Below are 26,044 nucleotides of genomic sequence, written 5' to 3' on the forward strand. Positions count from 1 at the left end.
TTCCCGCCTTGGAGGAAATATGAGCGGTTTCGACATTTTCGCGATTGTTCTGGTGTTGCTCGTCATCGCCACGCTGCTGGCCGGCGTGAAGACGGTGCCGCAGGGCTATGACTGGACCATCGAGCGGTTCGGCAAATACACGCAGACGCTCAGCCCCGGGCTCAACCTGATCGTGCCCTATTTCGATCGCGTCGGGCGCAAGATCAACATGATGGAGCAGGTGATCGACATCCCCGAGCAGGAGGTCATCACCAAGGACAACGCCACCGTGACGGTGGACGGAGTCGCCTTCTACCAGGTGTTCGACGCCGCGAAGGCGAGCTACGAGGTCGCCAACCTCAACCAGGCGATCACGGTTCTGACCATGACCAACATCCGCTCGGTGATGGGCTCGATGGACCTCGACCAGGTGCTCTCGCATCGCGACGAGATCAACGAGCGCCTGTTGCGTGTGGTTGATGCCGCGGTCTCGCCCTGGGGCGTCAAGGTCAACCGGATCGAGATCAAGGACATCGTGCCGCCGGCCGACCTCGTCGAAGCCATGGGCCGGCAGATGAAGGCCGAGCGCGTCAAGCGCGCCGACATCCTCGCCGCCGAAGGCCAGCGCCAGTCCGAGATTTTGCGCGCCGAGGGTGCCAAGCAGGGCCAGATTCTTCAGGCCGAAGGCCGCAAGGAAGCCGCCTTCCGCGACGCCGAGGCGCGTGAGCGGTCCGCGGAGGCCGAGGCCAAGGCGACGCAAATGGTCAGCGAGGCCATCGCCAAGGGTGACGTCGCGGCGCTGAACTACTTTATCGCCGACAAATATATCAAGGCGTTCGGCCAGTTCGCGGATGCGCCGAACCAGAAGATCATCATGCTGCCGATGGAAGCGACCAGCATGCTCGGTTCGCTGGCCGGCATCGGCGAGATCGCCAAGGCGACGTTCGGGGAGAGTGCCGCATCGGCTGCGGCCGCGGCCCGTCGCGGCGGCTCGGTGCCGTCGTCGGGTCCGACGCCGCCGGCCGTGCCGCAGTAACGGGATTTGCGCGCATGCCCAGGAAAAGTGGGTACCGGTTTTCCGATGAGGGCATGCGCCAATATGACGAGGTCGTGTCATGACCGACATGTTCGCATCGCTCGGCACCTGGAATTGGCTGATCTTCGGCTTCATCCTGATGGCGCTGGAGACGATCGCGCCGGGCGTATTCCTGTTCTGGCTCGGGCTTGCGGCCTTGCTGGTAGGCCTGGTCTCGTTCGTCGTCGTGATGTCCTGGCAGATCCAGCTCGTGATGTTCGCGATCTTCGCGGCAGCGGCCGTGCCGGTGTGGCGGCGCCTCGCCCGCCCGAAGCTGGACGCCAGCGCCAGCCCCTTCCTCAACAGGCGCACCGAGGCGCTGCTCGGCCGTGAGTTCACGCTGGAGAAGCCGATCATCGACGGCTCCGGCACGGTCCGCATCGGCGACACCGTGTGGCGCGTCGCCGGCCCCGACACGCCGGCGGGAACGCGCGTGAAGGTGGTGCAGGTGGATGGCGCGAATTTGACGGTCGCGGCGGCGTAGCCGCTCTTACCCCCTCCAGGCGGGGCTATCGCATGCGGCTTGCACGATGCGGCATCGGCACTGGGCTCCCTCTCCCGCTTGCGGGAGAGGGTTGGGGAGAGGGTGTCTCCACAACGGGACAATCCCCAAGAGGAAAGAACCCTCACCCGCCGCGCTCTGCGAGCGCGTCGGCCTCTCCCGCAAGCGGGAGAGGCGGAGCAAGCCCGCAGACAATCCTCGTGAAATTCACATGCATTTGCCCTGCCCCTCCAGGAGAGGGAAAGCGAGAACTCTTACCTCTTCCACCGCTCCGCAAACCGGTGCAGCGGCATGAAGGTCTCGCACAGGTCTCGCCCGAGCGGTGTCAGCCCGTAACCGCCGCCTTCGCCCAGCTCCACGAAACCGGCCTCGCGCAGCTCCGTCAGGCGCGCCTGCAGCACCGTGGGCGACGCCTCGTCGCAGGCCGTGCGCAAGCTGCGTGAGGTGAGGGGGGCGTCGCGCAATTCCCAGAGGATCCGTAAGGTCCAGCGCCGCCCGAGCAGATCGAGCAAGGCCATGATCGGCCGCCCGGTGCGCGAGCCGCGGACGCTGCGTGCCTTGGAGTCGGCCTGTCTTGCCATCACATCCCTCTTGCGCGATGCTACAGAAAGTGTAGCGTATTGCTACGATAAATGTAGCAAGGGAGACGGCCGATGTCCCAGGCCACACCGCGCATCGCTCCGCTGGAGGCGCCTTATCCCCCGCAGATCCAGGCGCAGTTCGATCGCATCATGCGCGGGGCGCCGCCGCTGCTGCTGTTCCGGGTGATGGCGGGCCACGCCCGCGCCTGGGACAAGTTCCGCGCCGGCGGGCTTCTTGATCCGGGTCCACTCTCCCTGCGCCAGCGCGAGATCGTGATCGATCGCACCTGCGCGCTGACCCGATGCGAATATGAATGGGGCGTGCACGTCGCGATCTTTGCCGGCCCGGCGCGGCTCACCGAGGACGAGATTCGCGCCACCGTCCAAGGCGATGCGGCCTCGCTGTGCTGGTCGCCGGCCGAGCAGGCGCTGATCGCGGCGGTCGATGCGCTGCATCACCGCGCGACCTTGAGTGACGACGAATTCGCCGCGCTCTCGGCGCATTACGATACGGCGCAGATCCTCGAGATCATGCTGCTGTGCGGCTTCTACCGCACAGTGTCCTATCTGGCGAACGGCCTGAAGCTGCCGCTCGAGGAGAAGGCGGCGCGGTTTCCGCAATAAACGTTCTCTCCCGTAAAGCCGGGGGAAGTTGGCTCACCCGAACAGCGGCGTGCCCGGCACGAAGGCGTCGAAGGCGGCCCAGAACTGCGAGCGGTAGCGGTCCTGCTCCTGCAGGATCTCGTGCTTGGCCCCGGCGATCACGAGATGCGAGCCGGCGCGTAAGTGATAGGCGAACTCCTCGATCGCCGCGGTCGAGACCACGGTGTCGTTGGAGGCCGCCAGCATCAGGATCGGCTGGCGGATCTCGGAGGGGTAGTTCATGCCCTTGAAGGTCTGCATCGCGCCGAACGCAGTGTCGGCCCAGGCGACCGTCGGCGAGGCCAGCCCCAGCGTCGGGTCCTCCTCCAGGATCGCGGCATTGCGCGCATAGCGCACGGGATCGCTGGTCACGGGATTGTTGATGAAGGGATCGAGCCCGGTGAGGCGGTCGCTGCCGCCGGGGACGTAACGGCCGCCCTGCCCGAGCAGGCGCATCGTCTTGAGCAGCGCGCGCACCGGAAACGAGGTGGTGCGGCCGGGCAGGTCGATCATCGGCGCCGACAGCACCATGCGGTCGAACCAGCGCTTGCCCGCATGCGCCACCCGCAGCAGCACGGTGCCGCCCATGGAGTGGGCGAGCGCGAAGAACGGCGGCGGACAGTCCGGCAGCACCACCTGCTGCACGAAGGCCTCGACGTCGATTTCGAAATCGGCGAAATCGCGCACATAGCCCTTGCGCGGATCGCGCAGGCGGCGCGCGGAATGGCCCTGACCGCGCCAGTCGATCATCGCCACCGCAAAGCCGCGGTCGCGCAGGTCGCGCACGGTCTCGAAATATTTCTCGATCTGCTCGCTGCGCCCGGTGAAGACGCAGACCGTGCCCTTGCGGTTCGCCGGCGGCGCCCAGCGCGCAAAGCGCAGCTCGACGCCGTCGGACGTCTTGATGGTGCCGCTGACGACGTCTTCGGGAACGGGGTTGGACGGAATCGAGACCAGCGTCATGATGGGGCGTGCGTGGGCACCAGGTGCTGCAAATCAAGGGGCGGGAGCGCCGAAAAGGGGCCAATGCCGCCCTCTTGAACGCCGTCTGGACTCACCCATATCACCTTCGTGCAGGCCGCTACCAGTGTTTCGGAACCGGAACATCAGGCTGCACACAGACTAAAGCCCGGCCCGATTGGCGGGCGGGTTACCTGAACAGTCGCTCAATGGAGGACTTGAACCATGCGTACCTACGACCTCACCCCGTTTTATCGTTCCACCGTCGGCTTCGACCGCCTCTTCAACCTGCTCGACCAGGCCGGTTCGGACGGCAGCCCCGGTTATCCCCCCTACAACATCGAGCGTACCGGCGAGAACGCCTACCGCATCACCGTCGCGGTCTCGGGCTTCTCCAAGGATGAGCTCTCCATCGTCGCGAAGGAAAACACGCTGACGATCAAGGGCGAGAAAGTCGCCAACGAGAACAGCAAGTCCGAGGTGCTCTATCGCGGCATCGCGGCGCGGGCCTTCGAGCGCGCCTTCCAGCTTGCCGACTTCGTGCAGGTGAAGGACGCCTCGCTCGAGAACGGGCTGCTTCACGTCGATCTCGTGCGCGAGATTCCCGAAGCCAAGAAGCCGCGCCAGATCGCGATCAACGCCGCAACGCCGAAGGCGCAGGTGATCGAGAACTCGGCCGCCGCCTAAGACAAGCGACCTCCAGGTTGCGAAAACGCCCCGGTGCCCCGGGGCGTTTTTTCATTTTGCCTCGCGTCACAGAACGGTGAGGACCGTAACGCCACGGCCTCACGCTCCGTCCTTTGGGCATCGCACCCTAACGAGACGGAAGATGATCATGTCACTTTGGCGCAGCCTTTTCGTCGCCGCGAGCCTGTTGGCGGCCCCGCTCAGCCTCGCTCACGCGCAGACGCCGCAAACCGTGAAGGCCAAGAACGTCGTGCTGGTGCACGGCGCCTGGGCCGACGGCTCGAGCTGGTCGGAAGTGATCCCGATCCTCCAGGCCGCCGGCCTGCATGTCACCGCCGTGCAGAACCCGCTGTCGTCGCTTGCGGACTCCGTCGAGGCGACCAAGCGCGAGCTCGCCGAGCAGGACGGACCGACCGTGCTGGTTGCGCATTCCTGGGGCGGCACCGTGATCAGCCAGGTCGGCACCGACCCGAAGGTCACCGGCCTCGTCTATGTCGCCGCCCGCGCGCCTGATGCGAACGAGGATTTCGTCGCGCTCTCGAAGCAATTCCCGACCGGCCCCGTGCGCGCGGGGATCGTCGAGCGCGACGGCTACACCAAGCTGTCGGAAGAGTCCTTCCTGAAGTATTTCGCCAATGGCGTGAAGCCGGAGCAGGCGAGGGAGCTCTACGCCGTGCAATGGCCGACGGCCGCCTCGATCTTCGCCGGGCGCACCACGGAAGCCGCGTGGCGCTCCAAGCCGAGCTGGTACGCGGTGTCGAAGAACGACTACACCATCAATCCCGATCTCGAGCGCTTCCTCGCCAAGCGCATGAACGCCACCACGATCGAGCTCGACGCCGGCCACCTCTCGCTGGTGTCGCATCCGAAGGACGTGGCGAATTTGATTCTGGAAGCTGCAGGGTATCCGCGGAGCTGAGGTGATTGCGTGAATGCAAAAGGCGCCTGCAATCTCAGGCGCCTTTTGTTTTGCTCCACTATCTCCCCGCCGTCGTCCCTGCGAACGCAGGGACCCATAACCCCAGGGAGCAGTTTGGCGATGATTCGGAGTTCGGGACTCGCTCTTCATCCGCACCGATCAATCACGCGGTATGGGTCCCTGCGTTCGCAGGGACGACACCGTTTGTGTGGTCATCCCATCGCATCAAACGCGCAGCGCTAATCCAGTCCCTGCGCGGCCGGCATCTCCTGTGTCGGCAGGATGGTCGGAGCTGGCTTGGCCTGACCGACGGTGGGTGTGGCCGCTTCGGCGGGCTTGGCCTGCACGGCCACCGTCTGCTGCGCGGGCTGGGCCTGCTGTGGTGTCTGCTCAGCTGGCTTGGCGGCTGCCGCCGGCGCCTCGGCGCGCTGCGGGGCGGCCTTGGGGAGCGGCACGGTGCGGCTGGCGACATGCGGGATCGGGGCAGGCGGGCGCGGCGGGCCACCGCGGACCATGGTCGGCGGCGGCAGCGCACTTTGCGGACGGTAAGGTGCAACCGCGGGCTCATCATACGAAGGCGCCATGCCGTAGGCATCGGCGGCCGGCATGAAGCGGATGATCCTGCCGTCGCGGGCGTCGATCACGAGCCGGCCGTCATCGCCGCGGCGGTCGATCACCGCGATGGTGTAGACGCTGCCGCGCAGGCGCGGGATGCCGAGCGGCGAGAAGCCGTTCTCCCGCAGCACGGCGTAAACCTCGGTGGGCGGCAGCAGGGCCGGGGCCGGACCGCGCTCCTCATAGCCGTAGCCATAGCCGTAACGCGGCGGCATTGGCGGTGCGGCGTCCGGCGGGGCATAGGGCCCGTCGAAATCCGACACGGCGATCATGGTTCCGCCGCCGCTTCCGTTCGCCGGAACCTGCGCTTGCGCCCCGGTCGCAGCCATCGCCAGCGCGGCGGCGGCCACACATCCTGTGAAAAACTTCATGGTCGACACGCTCCTGTCAGGGCCCCGGATGCTCGCGCTCTTTCGCTTCTTGCGGCGTGGCGTGCCTTCCGAAGGGCCGATCCGAAGCTTCATTTGCGATTTCGGCGCCGCTTGGGCCGGATCAGGGCGCGTTTGCTTCAAAACCGGGGCTGCGCAACTTTCGGAAAGCGATTGATTGACTTATCGGGAATCGGGACTTCCACGCGCTTGTGTGCTAGACAAAAATTTGGCAAGGTGATGGTTAGGACAGGAAGACTGTCTCAATTTTGCTTGCGGTTCCGGCACAGGGATTGCAACGAAAGTCGGTGCTTCCGAGCACCATAAGGCAACAGGAAAAGCCGTTCTCGGGGACGAAGAACGCCTTGGCCTGAATTTAAGAAAATGCGGCTCGCAGCGGACGAGCGGTGACCCAGAGGCGGGTGCCGCGGAACGCCCAAGGTGCGCCGAAGATGGCGGTGAGACAGCTTGCCGCACGGAGAGGACAGGAACAATGAACGGGTCGCAATTCGAGCGCGCAAACATCGTGGCAGAACAGCTGTCGGCGACGGTCGCCTCGAAACCGGCCGATCCGATTCAGGAGCACAACTCCCGTCCGGCCGCTGAAGGCCTCTACGATCCGAGCCTGGAGAAGGACAGCTGCGGCGTCGGCTTCATCGCCAACATCAAGGGCAAGAAGTCGCACGAGATCGTCTCGGACGCGCTCAGCATCCTCTGCAATCTCGAGCATCGCGGCGCGGTCGGCGCCGACCCGCGCGCCGGCGACGGTGCCGGCATTCTGGTGCAGATCCCGCACGCCTTCTTCAGCCGCAAGGCGAAGGAGCTCGGCTTCGCGCTGCCCAATCCCGGCGAATACGCCATCGGCGCGCTGTTCATGCCGCGCGACACCGCCTGGCGCAACGTCATCAAGAGCATCATCGCCGACCAGATCAAGGAAGAGGGCCTGACCCTGCTCGGCTGGCGCGACGTGCCGACCGACAATTCCTCGCTCGGCGTCACCGTGAAGCCGACCGAGCCCGCTTGCATGCAGGTGTTCATCGGCCGCAACGGGGTTGCCAAGACCGAGGACGAGTTCGAGCGCCGGCTCTACATCCTGCGCAAGTCGATCTCGCAGGCGATCTACCAGCGCCGCGACCGCGGCCTTGCGGGCTACTATCCCTGCTCGATGTCCTGCCGCACCGTGATCTACAAGGGCATGTTCCTCGCCGACCAGCTCGGCAAGTACTATCCCGATCTGCACGAGAAGGATTTTGAGAGCGCGCTCGCGCTGGTGCATCAGCGCTTCTCGACCAACACCTTCCCGGCGTGGTCGCTGGCGCATCCCTACCGCATGATCGCGCATAACGGCGAGATCAACACGCTGCGCGGCAACACCAACTGGATGGCGGCGCGCCAGGCTTCGGTGAGCTCCGAGCTCTACGGCAAGGACATCAACCGGCTCTGGCCGATCTCCTACGAAGGCCAGTCGGACACTGCCTGCTTCGACAACGCGCTCGAATTCCTGGTGCAGGGCGGCTACTCGCTGCCGCACGCCGTGATGATGATGATTCCGGAGGCGTGGGCCGGCAATCCCTTGATGGATGAGAAGCGCCGCGCCTTCTACGAATATCATGCCGCGCTGATGGAGCCGTGGGACGGCCCCGCCGCGATCGCCTTCACCGACGGCCGCCAGATCGGCGCCACGCTCGACCGCAACGGCCTGCGGCCGGCGCGCTATCTCGTCACCAAGGACGACCGCATCGTCATGGCGTCGGAGATGGGCGTGCTGACGATCCCCGAGGACCAGATCATCACCAAGTGGCGCCTGCAGCCCGGCAAGATGCTGCTGGTCGACCTCGAGCAGGGCCGCCTGATCCCGGACGACGAGATCAAGGCCGAGCTCTCCAGGAGCCATCCCTACAAGGAGTGGCTGGAGCGGACCCAGATCGTGCTGGAAGAGCTGCCGAAGGTGCCGACCACCGGCGTGCGCTCCAACCTGTCGCTTTTGGATCGCCAGCAGGCGTTCGGCTACAGCCAGGAAGACATCAGCATCCTGATGACGCCGATGGCGGCCACGGGCGAGGAGGCAGCCGGCTCGATGGGCAACGACACGCCGATCTCGGCGCTGTCGGACAAGGCCAAGCCGCTGTTCACCTACTTCAAGCAGAACTTCGCGCAGGTCACCAACCCGCCGATCGACCCGATCCGCGAGGAGCTGGTGATGAGCCTCGTCTCGATCATCGGGCCGCGGCCGAACCTGTTCGACCTCCAGGGCATGGCCACGACCAAGCGCCTCGAAGTGCGCCAGCCGATCCTGACCGATGCAGATCTGGAAAAGATCCGCTCGATCTCCGACGTCGCCGAATCCCACTTCAAGTCGCGCACGCTGGACACCACCTTCCACGCCGGTCTCGGCGCGGCCGGCATGGACCAGGTGCTGGACGAGCTCTGCGCGCGCGCGGAGAGCGCGGTGCGTGAGGGCGTCAACATCATCATCCTGTCCGACCGCATGGTCGGCACCGACCGCGTGCCGATTCCGGCGCTGCTGGCCTGCGCCGCCGTGCATCATCATCTGATCCGCGTCGGACTGCGCACCTCGGTCGGCCTCGTCGTCGAATCGGGCGAGCCGCGCGAAGTCCATCACTTCGCCTGCCTCGCGGGTTACGGCGCCGAAGCGATCAATCCCTACCTCGCGTTCGAGACCATCATCGCGATGAAGGATCGCCTGCCCGGCTCGCTCGACGACTACGAGATCGTCAAGCGCTACATCAAGTCGATCGGCAAGGGCCTGCTCAAGGTCATGTCCAAGATGGGCATCTCGACCTACCAGTCCTATTGCGGCGCGCAGATCTTCGACGCGGTCGGCCTCAAGGCGGACTTCGTGTCGAAGTTCTTTGCGGGCACGCATACCCGCGTCGAGGGCGTCGGCCTTGCCGAGATCGCCGAAGAGGCCGTGCGCCGCCATGCCGACGCGTTCGGCGAGGCGCAGGTCTACAAGACCTCACTCGATGTCGGCGGCGAATATGCCTATCGCAGCCGCGGCGAGGACCACGCCTGGACCGCCGAATCGGTGTCGCTGCTCCAGCACGCCGCGCGCGGCAACTCGCAGGAGCGCTACCGCGCCTTCGCAAAAATCCTCAACGAGCAGTCGGAGCGCCTGCTGACGCTGCGCGGCCTGTTCCGGATCAAGAACGCGGACGAAGAGAAGCGCAAGCCTGTAGCGCTCGACCAGGTCGAGCCCGCCAAGGACATCGTCAAGCGCTTCGCCACGGGTGCGATGAGCTTCGGCTCGATCTCGCGCGAGGCGCATACGACACTGGCGATCGCCATGAACCGGATCGGCGGCAAGTCGAACACCGGTGAAGGCGGCGAGGAAGCCGACCGCTTCAAGCCGATGCCAAACGGCGATTCCATGCGCTCGGCGATCAAGCAGGTCGCCTCGGGCCGCTTCGGCGTCACCACGGAGTATCTCGTCAACTCCGACATGATGCAGATCAAGATGGCGCAGGGTGCCAAGCCCGGCGAGGGCGGCCAGCTGCCCGGCCACAAGGTCGACGCGACCATCGCCAAGGTCCGGCACTCGACGCCGGGCGTCGGCCTGATCTCGCCGCCGCCGCACCACGACATCTACTCGATCGAGGATCTGGCGCAGCTCATCTACGACCTCAAGAACGTCAACCCGACGGGAGACGTCTCGGTCAAGCTCGTCTCCGAAATCGGCGTCGGCACGGTGGCCGCGGGCGTTGCCAAGGCGCGCGCCGACCATGTCACCATCGCCGGTTTCGAGGGCGGCACGGGCGCTTCGCCGCTGACCTCGATCAAGCATGCCGGCTCGCCCTGGGAGATCGGCCTTGCCGAAACCCACCAGACCCTGGTGCGCGAGCGGCTGCGCAGCCGCATCGTGGTCCAGGTCGACGGCGGCTTCCGCACGGGGCGTGACGTCGTGATCGGCGCGCTGCTCGGTGCCGACGAGTTCGGCTTCGCCACCGCGCCGCTGATCGCGGCCGGCTGCATCATGATGCGCAAGTGCCATCTCAACACCTGCCCGGTCGGCGTCGCCACCCAGGACCCCGTCCTGCGCAAGCGCTTCACCGGCCAGCCCGAGCACGTGATCAACTACTTCTTCTTCGTCGCGGAGGAAGTCCGCGAGATCATGGCTTCGCTCGGCTTCCGCACCTTCAACGAGATGGTCGGCCAGGTTCAGCTGCTCGACCAGACCAGGCTGGTCGCGCACTGGAAGGCCAAGGGCCTCGATTTCTCAAAACTGTTCGTCAAGCAGAAGGAAGAGAAGGGCCAGAAGATCTATCACTCCGAGCGCCAGAACCATCATCTGGAGGCGGTGCTCGACCGCACGCTGATCGAGAACGCGCAGCCCGCGCTCGACCGCGGCGCGCCGGTGAAGATCGAGGCCACGATCAACAGCACCAACCGTTCCGCCGGCGCCATGCTGTCGGGCGCGGTCGCCAAGATCTACGGCCATGCCGGTCTTCCGCACGACACCATCCATGTCGGCCTCAAGGGCACTGCCGGCCAGGCCTTCGGCGCCTGGCTCGCGCACGGCGTCACCTTCGGGCTCGAGGGCGAAGCCAACGACTATGTCGGCAAGGGCCTGTCGGGCGGCAAGATCATCGTCAAGCCGCCGCGCAACGGCGGCATCGTGCCGGAAGAGAGCATCATCGTCGGCAACACCGTGATGTACGGCGCGATCGCGGGCGAGTGCTACTTCCGCGGCATCGCCGGCGAGCGCTTCGCCGTGCGCAACTCGGGCGCTGTCGCGGTGGTCGAGGGCGCGGGCGATCATTGCTGCGAATACATGACCGGCGGCATCGTGGTCGTGCTCGGCAAGACTGGGCGCAATTTCGCGGCCGGCATGTCGGGCGGCATCGCCTATGTGCTGGACGAGGCCGGCGATTTCGACAAGCTGTGCAACCTCAGCATGGTCGAGCTCGAGCCGGTTTTGTCGGAAGAGCTGATCAACGCCGGCACCTACAACCACTCCGGTGACCTCGAGGCGCATGGCCGGGTCGACGTGTTCAAGAACCTGCTCGACTCCGACGTCGAGCGCCTGCACGTCCTGATCACGCGCCATGCGAAGGCGACCGGCTCCAGGCGCGCCGCCGAGATCCTTGCCAATTGGAAGGACTGGCTGCCCAAATTCCGCAAGGTGATGCCGGTCGAATACCGGCGCGCACTGCGCGAGATGGCCGCCAATGCGGACGCCGAGCCGAAAATCGCGATCGGGGCGTAATTCTCACCTCGCGTCATTCCGGGGCGCGCGATGCGCGAACCCGGAATCTCGCAAAGATAACCTCCAGGTTCCGGGTCTGCGCGCCGCGCGCGCATCCCGGAACGACGGAAAGAAAACTAAGCGGCAGGGACTTCGGGTTTAATGGGCAAGATCACGGGTTTTCTGGAAATCGAACGGCATGACCGCAAGTACACCCCGGTCACCGAGCGCGTGAAGCATTACAACGAGTTCGTCGTTCCCTTGAGCGAGAAGGAAGTGCGCGACCAGGCCGCGCGCTGCATGAACTGCGGCATTCCCTATTGCCACGGCACCGGCTCGGTCGCACCCGGTACGCCGGGCTGCCCGGTCAACAACCAGATCCCCGACTGGAACGACCTCGTCTATCAGGGCAATTGGGAAGAAGCCTCGCGCAACCTGCACTCGACCAACAATTTCCCCGAGTTCACCGGCCGCATCTGCCCGGCGCCGTGCGAAGCGTCCTGCACGCTCAACATCGACGACAACCCTGTCACCATCAAGACCATCGAATGCGCGATCGTCGACCGCGCCTGGGACAATGGCTGGCTGAAGCCCGAGGTCGCCGCCGAGAAGACCGGCAAGAAGGTCGCCGTGATCGGCTCGGGTCCGGCCGGCATGGCCTGCGCGCAGCAGCTCGCGCGCGCCGGCCACGACGTGCACCTGTTCGAGAAGTACGCCAAGGCCGGCGGCCTGCTGCGTTACGGCATCCCCGACTTCAAGATGGAGAAGGGCGTCATCGACCGCCGCGTCAAGCAGATGGAAGGCGAAGGCGTGACCTTCCACTACAACAGCCATGTCGGCGCTGACGGCAATGTCGATCCGCGCGAGATGCTCAACGAGTATGACGCGATCGCGCTCACCGGCGGCGCGGAAGCCCCGCGCGATCTGCCGATCCCCGGCCGCGAGCTCGACGGCATCCACTACGCCATGGATTTCCTCCCGCAGCAGAACCGCCGCGTCTCCAACGAGCCGCTGGGCGGCGGCGCCGACATCCTCGCCGGCGGCAAGCATGTCGTCGTCATCGGCGGCGGCGACACCGGATCTGACTGCATCGGCACCTCGATGCGTCAGGGCGCGCTGTCGGTGACCCAGCTCGAGATCATGCCCGCCCCGCCCGAGCGCGAGAACAAGGGCCTGACCTGGCCGAACTGGCCGCTGAAGATGCGCACCTCCTCCAGCCAGGCCGAAGGCGCCATCCGCGAATTCGCCGTACTGACCCAGAAGTTTTCCGGCGAGAACGGCAAGGTCAAGAAGCTGCACTGCGTCCGCGTCGACGACAAGTTCAAGCCGATCGCCGGCACCGAGTTCGAGCTCGACGCCGAGCTCGTGCTGCTCGCCATGGGCTTCGTGCACCCCGTGCACGAAGGCCTCTTGAAGCAGCTCGCGGTCGACCTCGACCCGCGCGGCAACGTCAAGGCCAACACGCTGGACTACCAGACCTCGCGTCCGAACGTGTTCTCCGCCGGCGACATGCGCCGCGGCCAGTCGCTGGTGGTGTGGGCGATCCGCGAGGGCCGGCTGTGCGCGCGGTCGATCGACACGTTCCTGATGGGGAAGACGGATCTGCCGCGCTAGGTGCAGTCATTCCGGGGCGCGCGAAGCGCGAGCCCGGAATCCATTCATCCACAAACCCTGAGGCCCGATGGATTCCGGGTTCGCGCCAAGTGGCGCGCCCCGGAATGACCAGCGGAGAGAGCCGCGCCCACGCGCCTCGCCTGAGTAGACGCGCAGGCAAGCAGCGCTAATTCTGCAGCCTCACCCCCACCATCATCACAGTCCCCTGCGAGCTCGATCCCGCCTGGTTCGAGTCCAGGATGTCGTGCCGCAGCGTGCCCTTGACCCAGATGTTGCGGTTGAGCTTGTAGATCAGGTTGCCTTCGAGCGAGTAGGTTTTGTCGTTGCGGCCCTGGTTCTGGTAGTCGTAGGTGCCGTAGGTGAATTTGCCGACCGCGGTGAGCCAGCGGCGGAAGTCGTGGTCGACTTCGATCCCGTAGGTGTGCACCAGCACGCCGGAGGAGCCGGGGACGGTGGTCTCGGCGATCTGCGTGTCGGTGGCGAATTTCACCGTGGTCAGGCCGCTCGCATTCCAGATCAGCGAGCCCGCGGTGAGGAAGCCCGCGAGCTGGCTGAGGCGCGGGTCGACATAGTTGCGCGCGGAATAGCCGACCGAGATCTCGCCGATGAGGATGCGCGAGAACTCGAAGGACGAGCCGACCTTGGCATAGCCGCCGTTTGAATCGCGGAAGTAGCCGTTGCGGTCGGCGGCCTGGTCGTGCACGCGGGTGTCGCCCTCGATCTCGACGAACGGCTTCAGGCCCGGCTTGAGATCGTAGGAGAAGCGCCCGACGCCGCCATACTGGTTGAAGTCGCGATCGTTGTTGCTGAAGGTCGAGCCGTCGGTGAGCTTCGAATCCGTGTAGGCGGTGCGGTCGACGGTGGCGCCGGCGGCGACCTGGAAACGGTTGAAGGTCTGGTCGAAGCCGAGCGTCGTGCCGTAGGCGGCGTAGACAGGATATTTTTGCAGGCCGGCCTGCACGTTCGGGCTGCCTGGATTGTCGGTGGCGAGCCGCAGGCGCAGCTGCGAGGTCAGCTTGAAATCGCGGTCGACGTCGAGGCGGCCGTCGACATGGCCGGTGAAATCGGGCCGGTCGACCTCGACCGGCGAGGGCGAGGCAAAGCCGTCGATCGTCGCCGGCATGTTGTTGGTGTAGCCCGAGAACGAGCCGCGCAGATCCGCGACCAGCGCGTGGCGCTCCCAGTCGGACTGGACAAGAAGGTCGGGTGCGACGACGTAGACCGGCGAGCCCACCGGCTTGTTCAGGCGTGCCGGATTGGTGTCGTAGCCGGCGGAGAGCTCGAGCCCGCCCCTGATCAGGAAGCTGCCGGCATAATCGCCGACCGCACTGAAGGCGTCGTCATCGGCCTTGAGGCGGCGGCGCAGCGGCTGGCCCGGCACGTTGCCGGCCATCGCCGGGGCGACCGGCGTCTTGTGCGCGGTCTCGGACGGCGGCGGCGCGATGCGCGGCGGGCCGAGCGTCGTCACCGGCGTTGCGGGTGGGGGCGGCGAGCCGGGGCCGAGCGGGCGCTTCGGCTTGGCCTGGCCGGGATAGAGTTTTGGCTGCTGCCGCTTGCGATTGAGCGAGTCATAGCCCGAGCCGCTCGCGCCGTTCGCGGCCGGCAGGCCGTAGGTCGGGACCTGACCGGCTGTGTTTTGGCCGAGGCGCGAAGGCGCTGGCGTCTGCTGGCGCTTGCGCGGATCGGCACCCGGATCGGGCAGCGTCGGCAGCGCGTCTGAGGGGGCCTGCGGCACGCCCGCCGTGCGGCGGGTCGGCAGCGTGTCGGGCGCGACGAAGCCGCCGCGGTTGGGATTGAACAGGTCGGGCGTGAGGCTCTGGGCGGCCGCGGGCGCGCTTTCCAGCGCGGTCAGCAGCAGGCATGGCAAAGCGGCGCGGAAAGCGTATGCGCAGCTGCCCCGGCCTCTACCTGGAGGCGACCCCACGATGGAATAACTCCAACGAAATCAAGCACTTTCACGATTGCCCCCGCCGGACGGCCGGAACCATCGTTAATGGACTTAAAACAATTATGGTTAATGACCGGTTGAGGGCATTTGCGGCCGCGTCGCGTCACCCGCCCGGGCGTGCTAAGCAGGCGGCAACGGGCGAACGCCCACCCCTTCCTTGGACCTGATCATGCCGAGTTCGAAACCGCTGATGACCCAATCATCCGGCTCCACCCCCGCCAGCGTCGAATCCGCGCTCCGCACCCTGGAGACAGGCAGCGCAGGCATCAACGCACTCTCGGCGGCGCTGCGCGGCCCGTTAAGCACGACCTTCGCGGCGGCCGTCGATCTGATCCGCCAGGCCAAGGGCCGCGTCGTCGTCACCGGGCTCGGCAAGTCCGGCCATATCGGGCGCAAGATTGCAGCGACGCTCGCCTCCACCGGCACGCCGGCTTTCTTCGTCCACGCCGCCGAAGCCGGCCATGGCGATCTCGGCATGATCACGCCCGACGACGTCATCATGGCGCTGTCCTGGTCCGGCGAGCAGCCGGAGTTGAAGAACCTCGTCAACTATTCGGCGCGGTTTGCCATCCCGATGATCGCGGTGACGTCGAACGCCGCGTCCTCGCTCGGGCAGGCCGCCGACATCGTGATCGAGCTGCCGAAAGCACGGGAGGCCTGCCCGCACAATCTGGCGCCGACCACCTCGACGTTGATGCAGGCCGCGATCGGCGACGCCATCGCGATCGCGCTGCTCGAAGGCCGCGGCTTCACCGCGCTGGAATTCGCGCATTTCCACCCCGGTGGCAAGCTGGGGGCGATGCTGAAATTCGTCCGCGACTACATGCGCACCGGCGCGGAGATCCCGGTCAAGCCGCTCGGCACCGAGATGTCGGAGGCCGTGGTCGAGATGTCGGCCAAGGGTCTTGGCTGCGTCTGTATCGTCGATGAGGCCGGCGCCATCGCGGGCATCATCACCGACGGCGACCTGCGCCGTCACATGCGCCCCGATCTGCTGACGGTATCCGTCGACGAGATCATGACCAGGCAGCCCAAGACCGTGCCGCCCTCGATGCTCGCGACCGAAATGATCGAGGTGCTGAACACGCGCAAGATCACGACGCTGGTCGTGACCGAGGCCGACAAGGTGGTCGGCATCGTGCATCTGCACGACCTGCTGCGCGCCGGCGTGGCGTAGTCCTCGCGCCGCCGGGCCCGGGACAAGCCCGGGCACGACGACGGGCAGCCGGCATCACAGCGTCTTCAGATACTCGATCAGCTGATAGCGCTCGTCGTCGTCCTTGAACATGCGGCCGATCACGCCGTCGCGTCGCGGCTCGCCGTCCCTGAGCTCGAACGAATGGCCGCGCACGCTGTTGCCCTGGATCGGCTTGCCGTCCGACCCGGTCATCGAGAACTGCGTCTCACCCGTCTTGCAGCGCTCGTCGGCGGTGACGGCGAAGCCGACGGTCACGGGATCGTAGTCGCGGCGGCCCATACAGAATTTGGTCGGGCGTTCGTTCTGCGGCTTCAGCAGCCAGTACAGCGAAGGCACCGAACCGTTGTGCAAATAGGGCGCCGTCGCCCAGATGCCGTTCAGCGGGCGCGCGCGATAGCGTGCTCCCCCCGCCGGGTTGAGGCAGTTCTTGCGCGCGAGATTCCACAGCTTCGCCCGCTCGGCGTCCGACAGCTTCTCGTCGTCCATCCATTTGCGGGCGACGAGATCGACCACCGTCATCAGGCCGAGCGCATAGACCATCTCGTTGGGCGAGGCGCTCGCGGTCGGGACCTCGCATTGCCACCATGTCTGCAGGTCGGCGGTATTGACCTTCAGGAAGCCGGGCACGTCGATGATCCTGTTGCTGAGCACGAGCGTCTGCTCGGGGTCGGTGTTGATCTCCTTGAGGGGAATCGTGACCGCGTTCAGCACCTTGCTGTCGCCGCTCGGCTCCCAGCGTCCTGACGACCAGAACGCCGGGGTGTCGATCGCCGGCAGATGGCATCCAGAACACATCTCGGTGTAGATCTTGCGGCCCTTCTCGGCCTTGTCCCTGTCGATCCTCCAGGCATCGCCGAGGATCTGCGAGGGCCATTTCGGCGACAGCAGGCCGCCGAATTTCGGACCGGTGGCGGCATCGGCCGACTTGAAGGGATCGGGACCCCTCAGCATGTCCTCGATCCAGCCGAGCGTGTTGACGTGAACCGAGGACCGCCAAATCCTGTCGCCGGGATAGGCGTCGGACAGGTTGAGCAGCGCCGTCACGCCGAGCGCTTCGCCGGCGTTGCGGATCAGCGGCTGCTCGATCGAGGCGTCGTATTGCGCGAACTTGAACCACGGCACGGTCCAGATCGGGGGATAGCTCACCGGCGCGTCCTGGGCGTGCAGATTCTTCTCGAAGCCCTTGAGCCCACTCAGCGCAAGATCCTGCGAGAAGACCTGGTTGCCGATGCGGTTGAGGGCGTCGAGGCGGCCGAACCCTTCCTCGGTGTCCTTCTGCTGCCTGCCGTCCCAGGTCTTCTTGCCTTCGATCGTCTCGTTGTACTTCTCCTGCCAGCCGATCAGGAACTTGCCGATCGCGCTGAGCTTCTGCTTGAGCGCGTCGCGATCCGCCTTGCCGGCGTCGGCGCCGAGCACGCGATCGGCGAAGCGGTCGAAGCGGAACGGGACGTAGAGCGTGTAGGCGATCGACAGGCCGGTGGCGAGCTCGAGCTTCTTCAAGTCGGTCATGGCCGGGCCGCCGTCGAAGCGGACATCGATGCCCTGGTAATGGATCTGGCCGGTGTGACACGCCGCGCAGGTCAGCCCGATCTTGTCCTCCTCGCGTCGGCCGCTCGCGGGATCGACGACGCCGGTCATCCGTGCAAAGCCGACCGGCAGGCCGTCGACGTTCTCGGCTGGCGTCCATCGCGTCGACCAGTCGGACACCTGCGTCGTGTCATAGACATTGGCGTAGCCGAAGCGGCGCAGCGTCGTCGCGTCGGTCTGGACCGACTGCGGGCTCGGGATGAAGCCGAAACTTTCGAGATAGGCGCTGTCCTTCATCATGCCCGGCTTCGAGAACAGACGCAGGCGCGGCTGCTCCAGCGCCACGAACCACTCATAGGGTACCGGGAAGGTCGCAGTGCCCTGGCTCGCATGGTGAAACCAGTGCCGGTCCTTCAGCGACCAGTTTTGCTCGAGCCAGAACGCGGCCTTCGTGTCCGGCACTGCGGGGAGGGGCGGCGGCAGGAGCTGCGCGAGGATTCCCTTCTGCGGCAGCATGGCGCGGACCTGGTTGGGGAATTCGGCCACCGCAACGAGCGCGGCGAGAGCGCCGGCGAGGACGAGCCCCGCGATCCCGAGAGCCCAGCGAAACCTGAGGGCGCAGGATGACAGCAGCGGCTGTGACACGATCCGCTGGGTGATCCGCTCGGGGAATTTGCGCTCGTTGAACAGCGTGCGCACCTCGGCCACGCTGAGATAGAGCTCCGTCTTCTTGCCGTCGACCTTGCCCTTGCCCATGATCTTCAGCAGCACGGGCCATTCGAACTGCATCAGCACCGGGTAGTACCAGCGCGCAGCGCTGCCGGCGCGCTCGAGATTGTCGCGCATGAAAGTCTTGATTTCCGCGGCGTTGAGGCCAGGCTCGCTGACGCCGGTGTTCGGATCGGTGTAGATCCGGCCGAAGCTCTGGAGGCGCGCGATCTCGTCCTCGTTGACCTTGCCGTCGACGCCGAGGATGCGGGAGCCGGCGCCCAGCTTGTCCAGCGGGCCGCCGCGCAGCGCGTCGAGCTGTGGGCCGGTCCAGATGCTCTTCAGGATGTGACTGAAACCGTTGGCGATCGTCGCGACGCCGCGGACCTGGATGCGGGCCCAGATCTTCTTCAGCCCGGTCTCGCCGCTCGCATTCGCGATGGTCTGCGACAGCGTGTTGAGCGGGACGGTCCCGCCGTCGACAAAACCTTCGCCGACGAGGCCGCGCAGGAACGGGCAGGGATTGTCCGGCGAGACTGGGATCGAGGGGTCGAAGGGCGGCTTCGAAGCGGGGTCGTGCATGGCCCAAATCCTGAAAACAGCGAATCGTGAAATGACGCGCGCCGATAGAGCGCGAAAAGTCCTAACAAACCGGCAGCACACTATACTACTTCAGCGTGTGGCGAAGTGTGTCCGAATTCACTGTCGTGTCAACACGGCCCAGGCGCGTGGTCGGGGAAAACCCTGAGGGGATCGCAAGCGGCCGCCGCCTGCCTTTTCAGGACTCGGCGGCGCGTTTGACGTCGCTCTGGACCAGGGTCAGCTTGCCCAGCGGCACGCCCGCATTCAGGAGTCCCTCGCGGTAATGGGCGAGGTCCTCGGGCCGCTTCCAGTGGAAATTGCGCAGGTGACGGTCGACATTCAGGGTCGGGTAATTGGCCATCAGCACGGCTGTGGCCTCCGCGGCCTCATCGTCCCGGCGCAACTGTGCCAGCGCCGCGGCGCGGATCGCCAGCGCCTGCATGTGGTTCGGGTTTATGTAGAGCTGCTCGCGGGCCCATGACAGCGTCGCGTCGTATTGTCTCAACAGATAATGGCTGAAGGCGTTCAGCGCGGCCCATTGATAGCGCGGGTCACTATTGTCGCGTTGGGCGGCCATCGAGAACAGCTCGATCGCCTCGCGGTGCTCGCCGATGACGAAATGGCAGATGCCGAGCACGCCGCGCGCGCCCATGTCGTAGGGATTGAGTGCGACCGCGCGTTTGGCCGCGTCCATCGCGGCCTCGTAATGGGCTTCCATCGCATGCGCCCAGGACAGGATCGAGAACGCAAAGGAGGAACGCGGGTCGAGCCGGACGCTGGTCTCGGCGAGGTTCATCGCCTCGGCCCACATCTCGCGCGTGCCCTTGACCCAGCCGAACTGGATGCTCTGGATCTGGATCGTGGCGAGATAGGCGTGCGCGATCGACAGTTTGGGATCGAGCCTGATGGCCTCCCGGAACAGGTCGACGGCGGTGGCGAGGTCCTCCTTGGTCTGCCGGTAGTAATGCGACAGCCCCTTGAGGAAGCGGTCCCAGGCGGTCACGTCGGTGGAGGGCCGCGCCGGCGCCGAGGCTTCCGCGCGGACGATCTCGGTGGCGATGGCGGCGGACAGGTTGGTGGTGATCTCGTCCTGCATCGCGAAGAGGTCGCCGATGTCGCGGTCGTAGCGGCCGGTCCAGAGCTGCTCGCCGGTCTCCGGCGCGATCAGCTCGGCGGTGACGCGGATTTTTGCGCCGGCGCGCCGTACCGAGCCCTGGATCAGATAGGTGGCGTCGATCTCGCGCGCGATCAGGCGGGTCGAGACATTCTTGCCCTTGAAGGCGAAGGTCGAATTGCGGCTCAGCACGCGATAGAACGATTGCAGCGCCAGCGCGTGGATCAGGTCCTCGGTCAGGCCGTCGGAGAAATATTCGTCCTGGGCGTCGCTGAGATTGGCGAAGGGCAGCACGCCGACGATCGCGGTGCGGTACTGCTGCGACAGGACGGACGCCTCCCGCACCTCGGGGACGAGCGCCGGTGCGTTCTCGGGCGTCCAGGTGAAGACCCCGACCGAGTCCTTGATGTTCTTGAAGCGATGGTTGCCGGCATCGGTCAGCGGCACCTGGAGATGCTTGCTCGCCTCTCTGTAGGCCTTGGCCGAGATCGCGAAGCCGCCGGGGCTCGCCACCGCTTCGAGGCGAACGGCGATGTTGACGTCGTCGCCGAAGACCTCGTCCTCGTCGGCGATGACGTCACCCATGTGGATGCCGAGCCGGAATTGCATGGCGCGGTCGGCCGGCAGATGGTGGTTGCGCTCCGCCATCAGCGTCTGCATCGCGATCGCGGCCTCAGTGGCGCCGACGATCGAGGCGAATTCCAGCAGGAAGCCGTCGCCAGTGTTTTTGACGACGCGGCCGCCGTGATTGAGGATAATGGGATGAATCGCGCTGCGATGGGCCTTGAAGGCGGCGTGGGTGCCGGCCTCGTCGCTGCCCATCATGCGCGAATAGCCGGCGACATCGGCGCAGACGATGGCGGCCAGACGTCTTTCCATATCCCCGGAGCTCCAAGGGATCGAGGACCGGCCACGGCGTGGCAGTCGCCTCGAATCCCGCATTTCAAGAACCCTGCCTTTATAGAACAGATGCGGCCGAGCGAAAGTATGATCCGCATTGCAAATTCGAGGTAAATTTGACGCATGCCGGCGGTGGACGCCGGCGGGCGAACCGATTAAGCCCACCTTTTGTGGCAGGCGGTCGGGCGGGCACCTCACATGCTGGGCATTCACGAGATCTGGCTCTTCATCCTGTCGGGCATATTGCTCAACATCACGCCGGGGCCGGATACCGTCTATGTGATCGGCCGCAGCATGCAGATGGGCTGGCGGGGCGGCGCCGCGGCCGCGCTCGGCATCAGCTGCGGCTGCTTTTTCCACGTCGCAGGCGCCGCGATCGGCCTTTCGGCCTTGCTGATGGCCTCGTCCACCGCGTTTTCGATCCTGAAGCTGGTCGGCGCTGCCTATCTCATCGTCACCGGGCTTCAGATGCTGTGGTCGCGTCCGGCGCTGGCGCCGGCCATCGACGAGCCGGCGCGGAGCTCGCTGCGACTTGTGTTCCTCCAGGGCGTCTTCACCAATGCGCTCAATCCCAAGGTCGCGCTGTTCTTCCTGGCCTTCCTGCCGCAATTCGTCGCAGCCGATTCCGCTCACAAGCCGCTCGCCTTCCTGACGCTCGGCCTGATCTTCATCTCCACGGGAACGCTGTGGTGCCTGGTGCTGGCGGCGTTCGCGGCCAAGGCCGCGCACCGCTTGCGGAGCTCCGAAGGCGCGATCGCCTGGGTCAACCGCGCGCTCGGCGGCCTCTTCATCTATCTCGGCATCCGCGTCGCCATGCTGGAGACGCGGTAGCTCATCCGAACGGATGACACGCAACTGCGGAGGGTAGGCAAAGGCGCAAAGCGCCGTGCCCACGCTTTGGCGATCCGGACGGTCAGGAATGGTGGGCACGCTCCGCTTTGCCCACCCTACGATCTGCTTCTGTCCTAAAGCATGATCCGGAAAAGTGCGCAGCGGTTTTCCGAAAAGATCATGCGCAAACAACAAGCTTAAGCGCGATGACGATTCATCCTGATCTCATCGCGCTTTAGACGAACTCTTTCGCGAGCGCGCTGCCGGCGAGATACAGCCCCAGCAAAATCATCGCGATCAAAAACCAGCGGCGGAACGCTTCGGCCGGCATCCGCGCCCGCACCGACTGGCCGATGAACATGCCGGCAAAGGCCATCGCCATCGCGACGGCGCCCGGCGCGGCATTGGCCGGCGTCAGCAATCCGCCAGCGGTGAGATTGAAGGCGAGCGCCAATGTCGCGGTGGTGAAGAACACGCCGAGCGCCTGCACCAGCTCGTCCTTCTCCATGCCAATCGCCTGCATGAACGGCATCGAGGGGATCACCTGCACGCCCGTCGAGGCCGAGATCACGCCGGTGATCACGCCGACCACGCCGCCGACCCATTTCTCGTTCTGCGGCGCGACGCGGAACTTGAATTTGCTGAGACCGATGATCGCGTAGATCACCAGGAGAACGCCAAGCACCACGGTGCCGTAGCGCGCATGGGGGCCGGTGAGCGCGCCGGCATTGAGCCAGCAGCCGATCACGGTGCCGATCATCAGCGGCCATAGCCGCTTCAGGATGTCGCGCAAATGGGGGCCGACAAAGGTCTGCCAGATGTTGGTGACGATGGCGGGCACGATCACGATGGCGATCGCGCGGCTGGGTGCCATGCTCACCGCGAGCAGACCCATGGACACGGTCGGCAGGCCGAGCCCGACCACGCCCTTGACGAATCCGGCGATCAGGAACACGGCGGCGATGACAATGAGAAGCGGGTCGATCATGCCGCCCACATTGACCGAAGCCGCATCCCGGCACAATCTGGAGGATACGGAGATAGCCTTCGCCAGCTACGAAGGCTGGAGCACGATCCGGAAAAATGTGGAGCGGTTTTCCGAAAGATCGTGCTCAATCAACAAGGTTGGAGACCTGCCATGCGTTTTGATCTCGTCGATCTCCAGCTCTTCATCGCTGTCGCCGACCAGCGCAGCATCACCCGCGGGGCCGAGCGGTCACATCTCGCCTTGGCTTCCGCCAGCGCGCGCATCAAGGGGCTCGAGGACGCGCTCGGGGTGGCGCTGCTCAAGCGCGGGCGTCGCGGCGTCGAATTGACCGCGGCCGGCGAAAGCCTGCTCGATCATGCACGGCTCGTCATCCACCAGATCGATGCCATGCGCGGCGATCTCGCCGGCTTTGCCAGCGGCGTGCGCGCCAGCGTTCATTTCCTGGTCAATACCTCGGGGCTGTCGGAGCATCTTCCGAAGGCGCTGGCCGGATTCCTGCACGAGCATCGCGATGTCGCCGTCGACATCGAGGAGCGCGAAAGCACCGACATCGCGGCCGCGATCACCGCGGGCGCCGCCGATCTCGGCTTCGCCGCCGAGCACGCGCTGCCCGATCATATCGAGCGCTTCGTCTTCAGCGAGGATCATTTGACGCTGGTGACGTCGCGGCGCGGCCCGTTCGCGGGCCGCCGCCAGATCGATTTCCAGGAGGCGGGCGCTTGCGATTTCGTCGGGCTCACGAGCGCGACCGCGCTCCAGATGCACATTTCGAAGCACGCCGCCCGGCTCGGCATGCGCCCGCATTATCGCGCGCGCATGCGCGATTTCGACGCGATCTGCCAGATGGTCGCCGCCGACGTCGGCGTTGCCCTGGTGCCGATCTCCGCCGCCCGCCGCTGCGCCAAGCTGATGCCGCTCGCCATGGTCCGCCTGCGCGATGCCTGGGCCAACCGCAAGCTCGTGATCTGCGCGCGCAGCTTCAAGACGCTGCCGCGCCCGGCCAAGATGCTGGTGGAGCATTTGCGGGCGGAGGCGGTGTGAGGGGGCTGTTGCCGCGAACTGGCGTGAGCCCGCGTCATAGCCGCGAACTCAACTGCGCTCCCTCCCCCCTTGCGGGGGAGGGCGGGGGAGAGGAATGGCCCGGCAAAAGGTGTGACTGTCGTGAAGAAGTTTCTTTGCGCGATCGATGGAGTCCCCGTGTGAACCCCTCTCCCTAGCCCTCCCCCGCAAGGGGGGAGGGAACGCACCTGTTGTGTTGTGAGGTCGTTCGCCTATCGCTTCGCTACTTCGCCGTCTCCACCCCGGCGTCCTTGATCACCTGCGCCCACTTCCTGGTCTCATCGGCGATGAACTGCCGGAAATGCTCCGGCTCATCGCCGACAAGCGTCGCGCCTTGGGCCGCGAGCTTCTCCTTCACCGCGGGATCCGCCATCGCCTTGGTCGCGAGGCCATGCAGCGCGGTGACGATCTCCTTCGGCGTGCCCTTGGGCGCCACCATGCCGTACCAGTTCTCGATGCGCAGATCGGGAAAGCCCGCTTCCTTCGTGGTCGGCACGTCGGGCGCGGTTGGGGCGCGCTCGACTGATCCGACGGCAATCGGCTTCAACGCGCCGGCCTTGACCTGCGGCAGCAAGACGGGGAGATCGAGGAACGTCATCTGCACCTGCTGGCCCAGGAGATCGTTCACCGCAGGAGCTGCGCCGCGATAGGGCACGTGCACGATGTCGATCTTGGCCGTCAGCTTGAACAATTCACCGGCGAGATGCGGCAGGCTGCCGGGGCCGGAGGAGGCGAAGTTGAGCTTTCCTGGCTGCGCCTTGGCGAGCGCGATCAGCTCGCCGATGTCCTTTGCGGGCACGTTGGTGGCGACCACCAGCATCTCCGGCACGGTCGCAACCAGCGTGACCGGCGTGAGGTCGACCTGCGTGTCGTAGGCGACGCGCTCCATGCTCGGGCTGATCGCGAGCGCGCCGGCCGAGGAGATCGCGATGGTGTAGCCGTCGGGCGCGGCCTTGGACACCGCATCGGTGCCGAGCACGCCGCCCTGGCCGCCGCGATTGTCGATCAGCACCGGCTGGCCCGACAGTTCCGACATGCGCTGGCCGATCACGCGGGCGATGATGTCGTTGGGCCCGCCGGCCGGGAACGGCACGATCAGCTTGATCGGTTTTGCGGGAAAATTCTGCGCCGATGCCAATGACGGCAGCAGCAGGAACAATCCCAAAACCAATTCAACGAGCAGCCTGCGTGAGATGGTCATGCAAGCCTCCCGCTCGCGTTTGTTATTGGTTGAGCAGCTTGAGTGCTTCTTCGTGAACTCTTGTATCGCCGGCGGCAACGATGCGGCCACCGCCCTGCGCCGGCTTGCCTTCCCAGGTGGTGACGACGCCGCCGGCGCCAGTCACGATCGGGATCAGGGCTGCGATGTCGTAAGGTTTCAGCTCGGTCTCGACCACGAGGTCGACATGGCCGGCCGCCAGCATGCAATAGGAATAGCAATCGCCGCCATAGCGCGACAGCCGCGCGCCCTGCTCGATCCGGCCGAAAATGGCGCGATCGCGCTCGTTCATCAGCAGCGGGGAGGTGGTGTAGGTGGTCGCCTCCGACAGCGAGGCACAGCGGCGGACCTGGAGCCGGCGCTCGCCGGAGGGACCCTTGTAATTGGCCGAGCCGTTGTCGCCGGAGAAGCGTTCGCCGATGAAGGGCTGGTGCATCATGCCGTAGACCGGCGTGCCCTTGTGCAGCAGCGCGATCAGCGTGCCCCAGATCGGAAAGCCGCCGATGAAGGATTTCGTGCCGTCGATGGGATCGAGCACCCAGACATAGTCGGCGTCCTCGCGCTCATTGCCGAATTCCTCGCCGACGATGCCGTGCTGGGGGAAGCTCGCCTTGATCAGCCGCCGCATCACCGCCTCGGCGGCGCGGTCGGCTTCGGTGACGGGATCGAAATCCTTGGTCTTGCTCTTGTCGTCGATCGACAGCGAGGTGCGGAAGAACGGCAGGATGGTTTCGCCGGAGGCGGTGGCGAGCCGTCCGATGAAGGCGGAGAAGTCGATCACCGTCACGGCGTGTCCTCAAAACGAAAGTGGGGTGAAGCTTG

Annotated in this window: 19 protein-coding genes; 10 read left to right on the plus strand and 9 right to left on the minus strand. The window is 65.8% G+C overall.

What is annotated here, in order from left to right:
* Nucleotides 1–19 precede the first annotated feature (19 nt).
* Nucleotides 20–1,015, plus strand: a complete 996-nt coding sequence (locus QA642_RS05700) for an SPFH domain-containing protein (protein ID WP_283083785.1) — start codon at nucleotides 20–22, stop codon at nucleotides 1,013–1,015.
* A 79-nt stretch (nucleotides 1,016–1,094) separates the two neighbouring features.
* A complete protein-coding gene (locus QA642_RS05705; protein WP_283083786.1) occupies nucleotides 1,095–1,538 on the plus strand; it encodes an NfeD family protein in 444 nt (147 codons plus the stop codon).
* A gap of 272 nt (nucleotides 1,539–1,810) precedes the next feature.
* On the opposite strand, the gene QA642_RS05710 is transcribed toward QA642_RS05705, so the two are convergent.
* On the minus strand, nucleotides 1,811–2,137 hold the full coding sequence (locus tag QA642_RS05710) for a winged helix-turn-helix transcriptional regulator (protein WP_283083787.1): 327 nt from the start codon (nucleotides 2,135–2,137) through the stop codon (nucleotides 1,811–1,813).
* A 72-nt stretch (nucleotides 2,138–2,209) separates the two neighbouring features.
* On the opposite strand from QA642_RS05710, the gene QA642_RS05715 reads away from it, so the two are divergent.
* A complete protein-coding gene (locus QA642_RS05715; RefSeq protein WP_283083788.1) occupies nucleotides 2,210–2,761 on the plus strand; it encodes a carboxymuconolactone decarboxylase family protein in 552 nt (183 codons plus the stop codon).
* 33 nt (nucleotides 2,762–2,794) lie between these two features.
* On the opposite strand, the gene QA642_RS05720 is transcribed toward QA642_RS05715, so the two are convergent.
* A complete protein-coding gene (locus QA642_RS05720) occupies nucleotides 2,795–3,742 on the minus strand; it encodes an alpha/beta hydrolase (RefSeq protein WP_283083789.1) in 948 nt (315 codons plus the stop codon).
* Nucleotides 3,743–3,964: 222 nt separating this feature from the next.
* Between QA642_RS05720 and QA642_RS05725 the strand changes: the two genes are divergently transcribed.
* Both QA642_RS05725 and QA642_RS05730 read left to right on the plus strand, forming a co-directional pair.
* Nucleotides 3,965–4,426, plus strand: coding sequence for an Hsp20 family protein (locus QA642_RS05725; RefSeq protein WP_283083790.1), 462 nt, complete (start codon nucleotides 3,965–3,967; stop codon nucleotides 4,424–4,426).
* A 148-nt stretch (nucleotides 4,427–4,574) separates the two neighbouring features.
* Nucleotides 4,575–5,345, plus strand: coding sequence for an alpha/beta hydrolase (locus QA642_RS05730; protein WP_283086809.1), 771 nt, complete (start codon nucleotides 4,575–4,577; stop codon nucleotides 5,343–5,345).
* Nucleotides 5,346–5,584: 239 nt separating this feature from the next.
* On the opposite strand, the gene QA642_RS05735 is transcribed toward QA642_RS05730, so the two are convergent.
* The gene (locus QA642_RS05735; RefSeq protein ID WP_283083791.1) at nucleotides 5,585–6,331 is read right to left on the minus strand and encodes a hypothetical protein; all 747 of its coding nucleotides are present in this window, start codon (nucleotides 6,329–6,331) and stop codon (nucleotides 5,585–5,587) included.
* Nucleotides 6,332–6,821: 490 nt separating this feature from the next.
* On the opposite strand from QA642_RS05735, the gene gltB reads away from it, so the two are divergent.
* Both gltB and QA642_RS05745 read left to right on the plus strand, forming a co-directional pair.
* Nucleotides 6,822–11,555, plus strand: coding sequence for a glutamate synthase large subunit (gltB, locus tag QA642_RS05740; protein WP_283083792.1), 4,734 nt, complete (start codon nucleotides 6,822–6,824; stop codon nucleotides 11,553–11,555).
* A 141-nt stretch (nucleotides 11,556–11,696) separates the two neighbouring features.
* Entirely contained in the window at nucleotides 11,697–13,148 is a 1,452-nt protein-coding gene (locus tag QA642_RS05745; protein ID WP_283083793.1) for a glutamate synthase subunit beta, read from the plus strand.
* A gap of 166 nt (nucleotides 13,149–13,314) precedes the next feature.
* Here QA642_RS05745 and QA642_RS05750 read toward each other — a convergent pair whose 3' ends face one another.
* Nucleotides 13,315–15,072 carry an outer membrane beta-barrel protein gene (locus tag QA642_RS05750; RefSeq protein WP_283083794.1) on the minus strand — a complete coding sequence of 586 codons (1,758 nt, stop codon included), beginning with the start codon at nucleotides 15,070–15,072 and terminating at the stop codon, nucleotides 13,315–13,317.
* Between the two features lie 193 nt (nucleotides 15,073–15,265).
* On the opposite strand from QA642_RS05750, the gene QA642_RS05755 reads away from it, so the two are divergent.
* Nucleotides 15,266–16,273 (plus strand): KpsF/GutQ family sugar-phosphate isomerase, encoded by a 1,008-nt coding sequence (locus tag QA642_RS05755; RefSeq protein WP_283083795.1) that lies wholly within the window; start codon nucleotides 15,266–15,268, stop codon nucleotides 16,271–16,273.
* A 54-nt stretch (nucleotides 16,274–16,327) separates the two neighbouring features.
* Here QA642_RS05755 and QA642_RS05760 read toward each other — a convergent pair whose 3' ends face one another.
* The gene (locus QA642_RS05760) at nucleotides 16,328–19,111 is read right to left on the minus strand and encodes a di-heme-cytochrome C peroxidase (RefSeq protein ID WP_283083796.1); all 2,784 of its coding nucleotides are present in this window, start codon (nucleotides 19,109–19,111) and stop codon (nucleotides 16,328–16,330) included.
* A gap of 196 nt (nucleotides 19,112–19,307) precedes the next feature.
* Entirely contained in the window at nucleotides 19,308–21,104 is a 1,797-nt protein-coding gene (locus QA642_RS05765; protein WP_283083797.1) for an adenylate/guanylate cyclase domain-containing protein, read from the minus strand.
* A gap of 219 nt (nucleotides 21,105–21,323) precedes the next feature.
* Here QA642_RS05765 and QA642_RS05770 point away from each other — a divergent pair, with 219 nt between their 5' ends.
* Nucleotides 21,324–21,956, plus strand: coding sequence for a LysE family translocator (locus QA642_RS05770; RefSeq protein WP_283083798.1), 633 nt, complete (start codon nucleotides 21,324–21,326; stop codon nucleotides 21,954–21,956).
* 235 nt (nucleotides 21,957–22,191) lie between these two features.
* On the opposite strand, the gene QA642_RS05775 is transcribed toward QA642_RS05770, so the two are convergent.
* Nucleotides 22,192–22,944 (minus strand): sulfite exporter TauE/SafE family protein, encoded by a 753-nt coding sequence (locus QA642_RS05775; protein ID WP_283083799.1) that lies wholly within the window; start codon nucleotides 22,942–22,944, stop codon nucleotides 22,192–22,194.
* A 150-nt stretch (nucleotides 22,945–23,094) separates the two neighbouring features.
* On the opposite strand from QA642_RS05775, the gene QA642_RS05780 reads away from it, so the two are divergent.
* Complete coding sequence (locus QA642_RS05780) at nucleotides 23,095–23,985, plus strand: LysR substrate-binding domain-containing protein (protein WP_283083800.1); 891 nt, start codon at nucleotides 23,095–23,097, stop codon at nucleotides 23,983–23,985.
* A 241-nt stretch (nucleotides 23,986–24,226) separates the two neighbouring features.
* On the opposite strand, the gene QA642_RS05785 is transcribed toward QA642_RS05780, so the two are convergent.
* Nucleotides 24,227–25,204 (minus strand): tripartite tricarboxylate transporter substrate binding protein, encoded by a 978-nt coding sequence (locus tag QA642_RS05785; RefSeq protein ID WP_283083801.1) that lies wholly within the window; start codon nucleotides 25,202–25,204, stop codon nucleotides 24,227–24,229.
* Nucleotides 25,205–25,226: 22 nt separating this feature from the next.
* Nucleotides 25,227–26,009 (minus strand): histidinol-phosphatase, encoded by a 783-nt coding sequence (hisN, locus tag QA642_RS05790; RefSeq protein WP_283083802.1) that lies wholly within the window; start codon nucleotides 26,007–26,009, stop codon nucleotides 25,227–25,229.
* Nucleotides 26,010–26,044: the final 35 nt, after the last annotated feature.

The organism is Bradyrhizobium sp. CB2312 (assembly GCF_029714425.1).
Classification (GTDB): domain Bacteria; phylum Pseudomonadota; class Alphaproteobacteria; order Rhizobiales; family Xanthobacteraceae; genus Bradyrhizobium.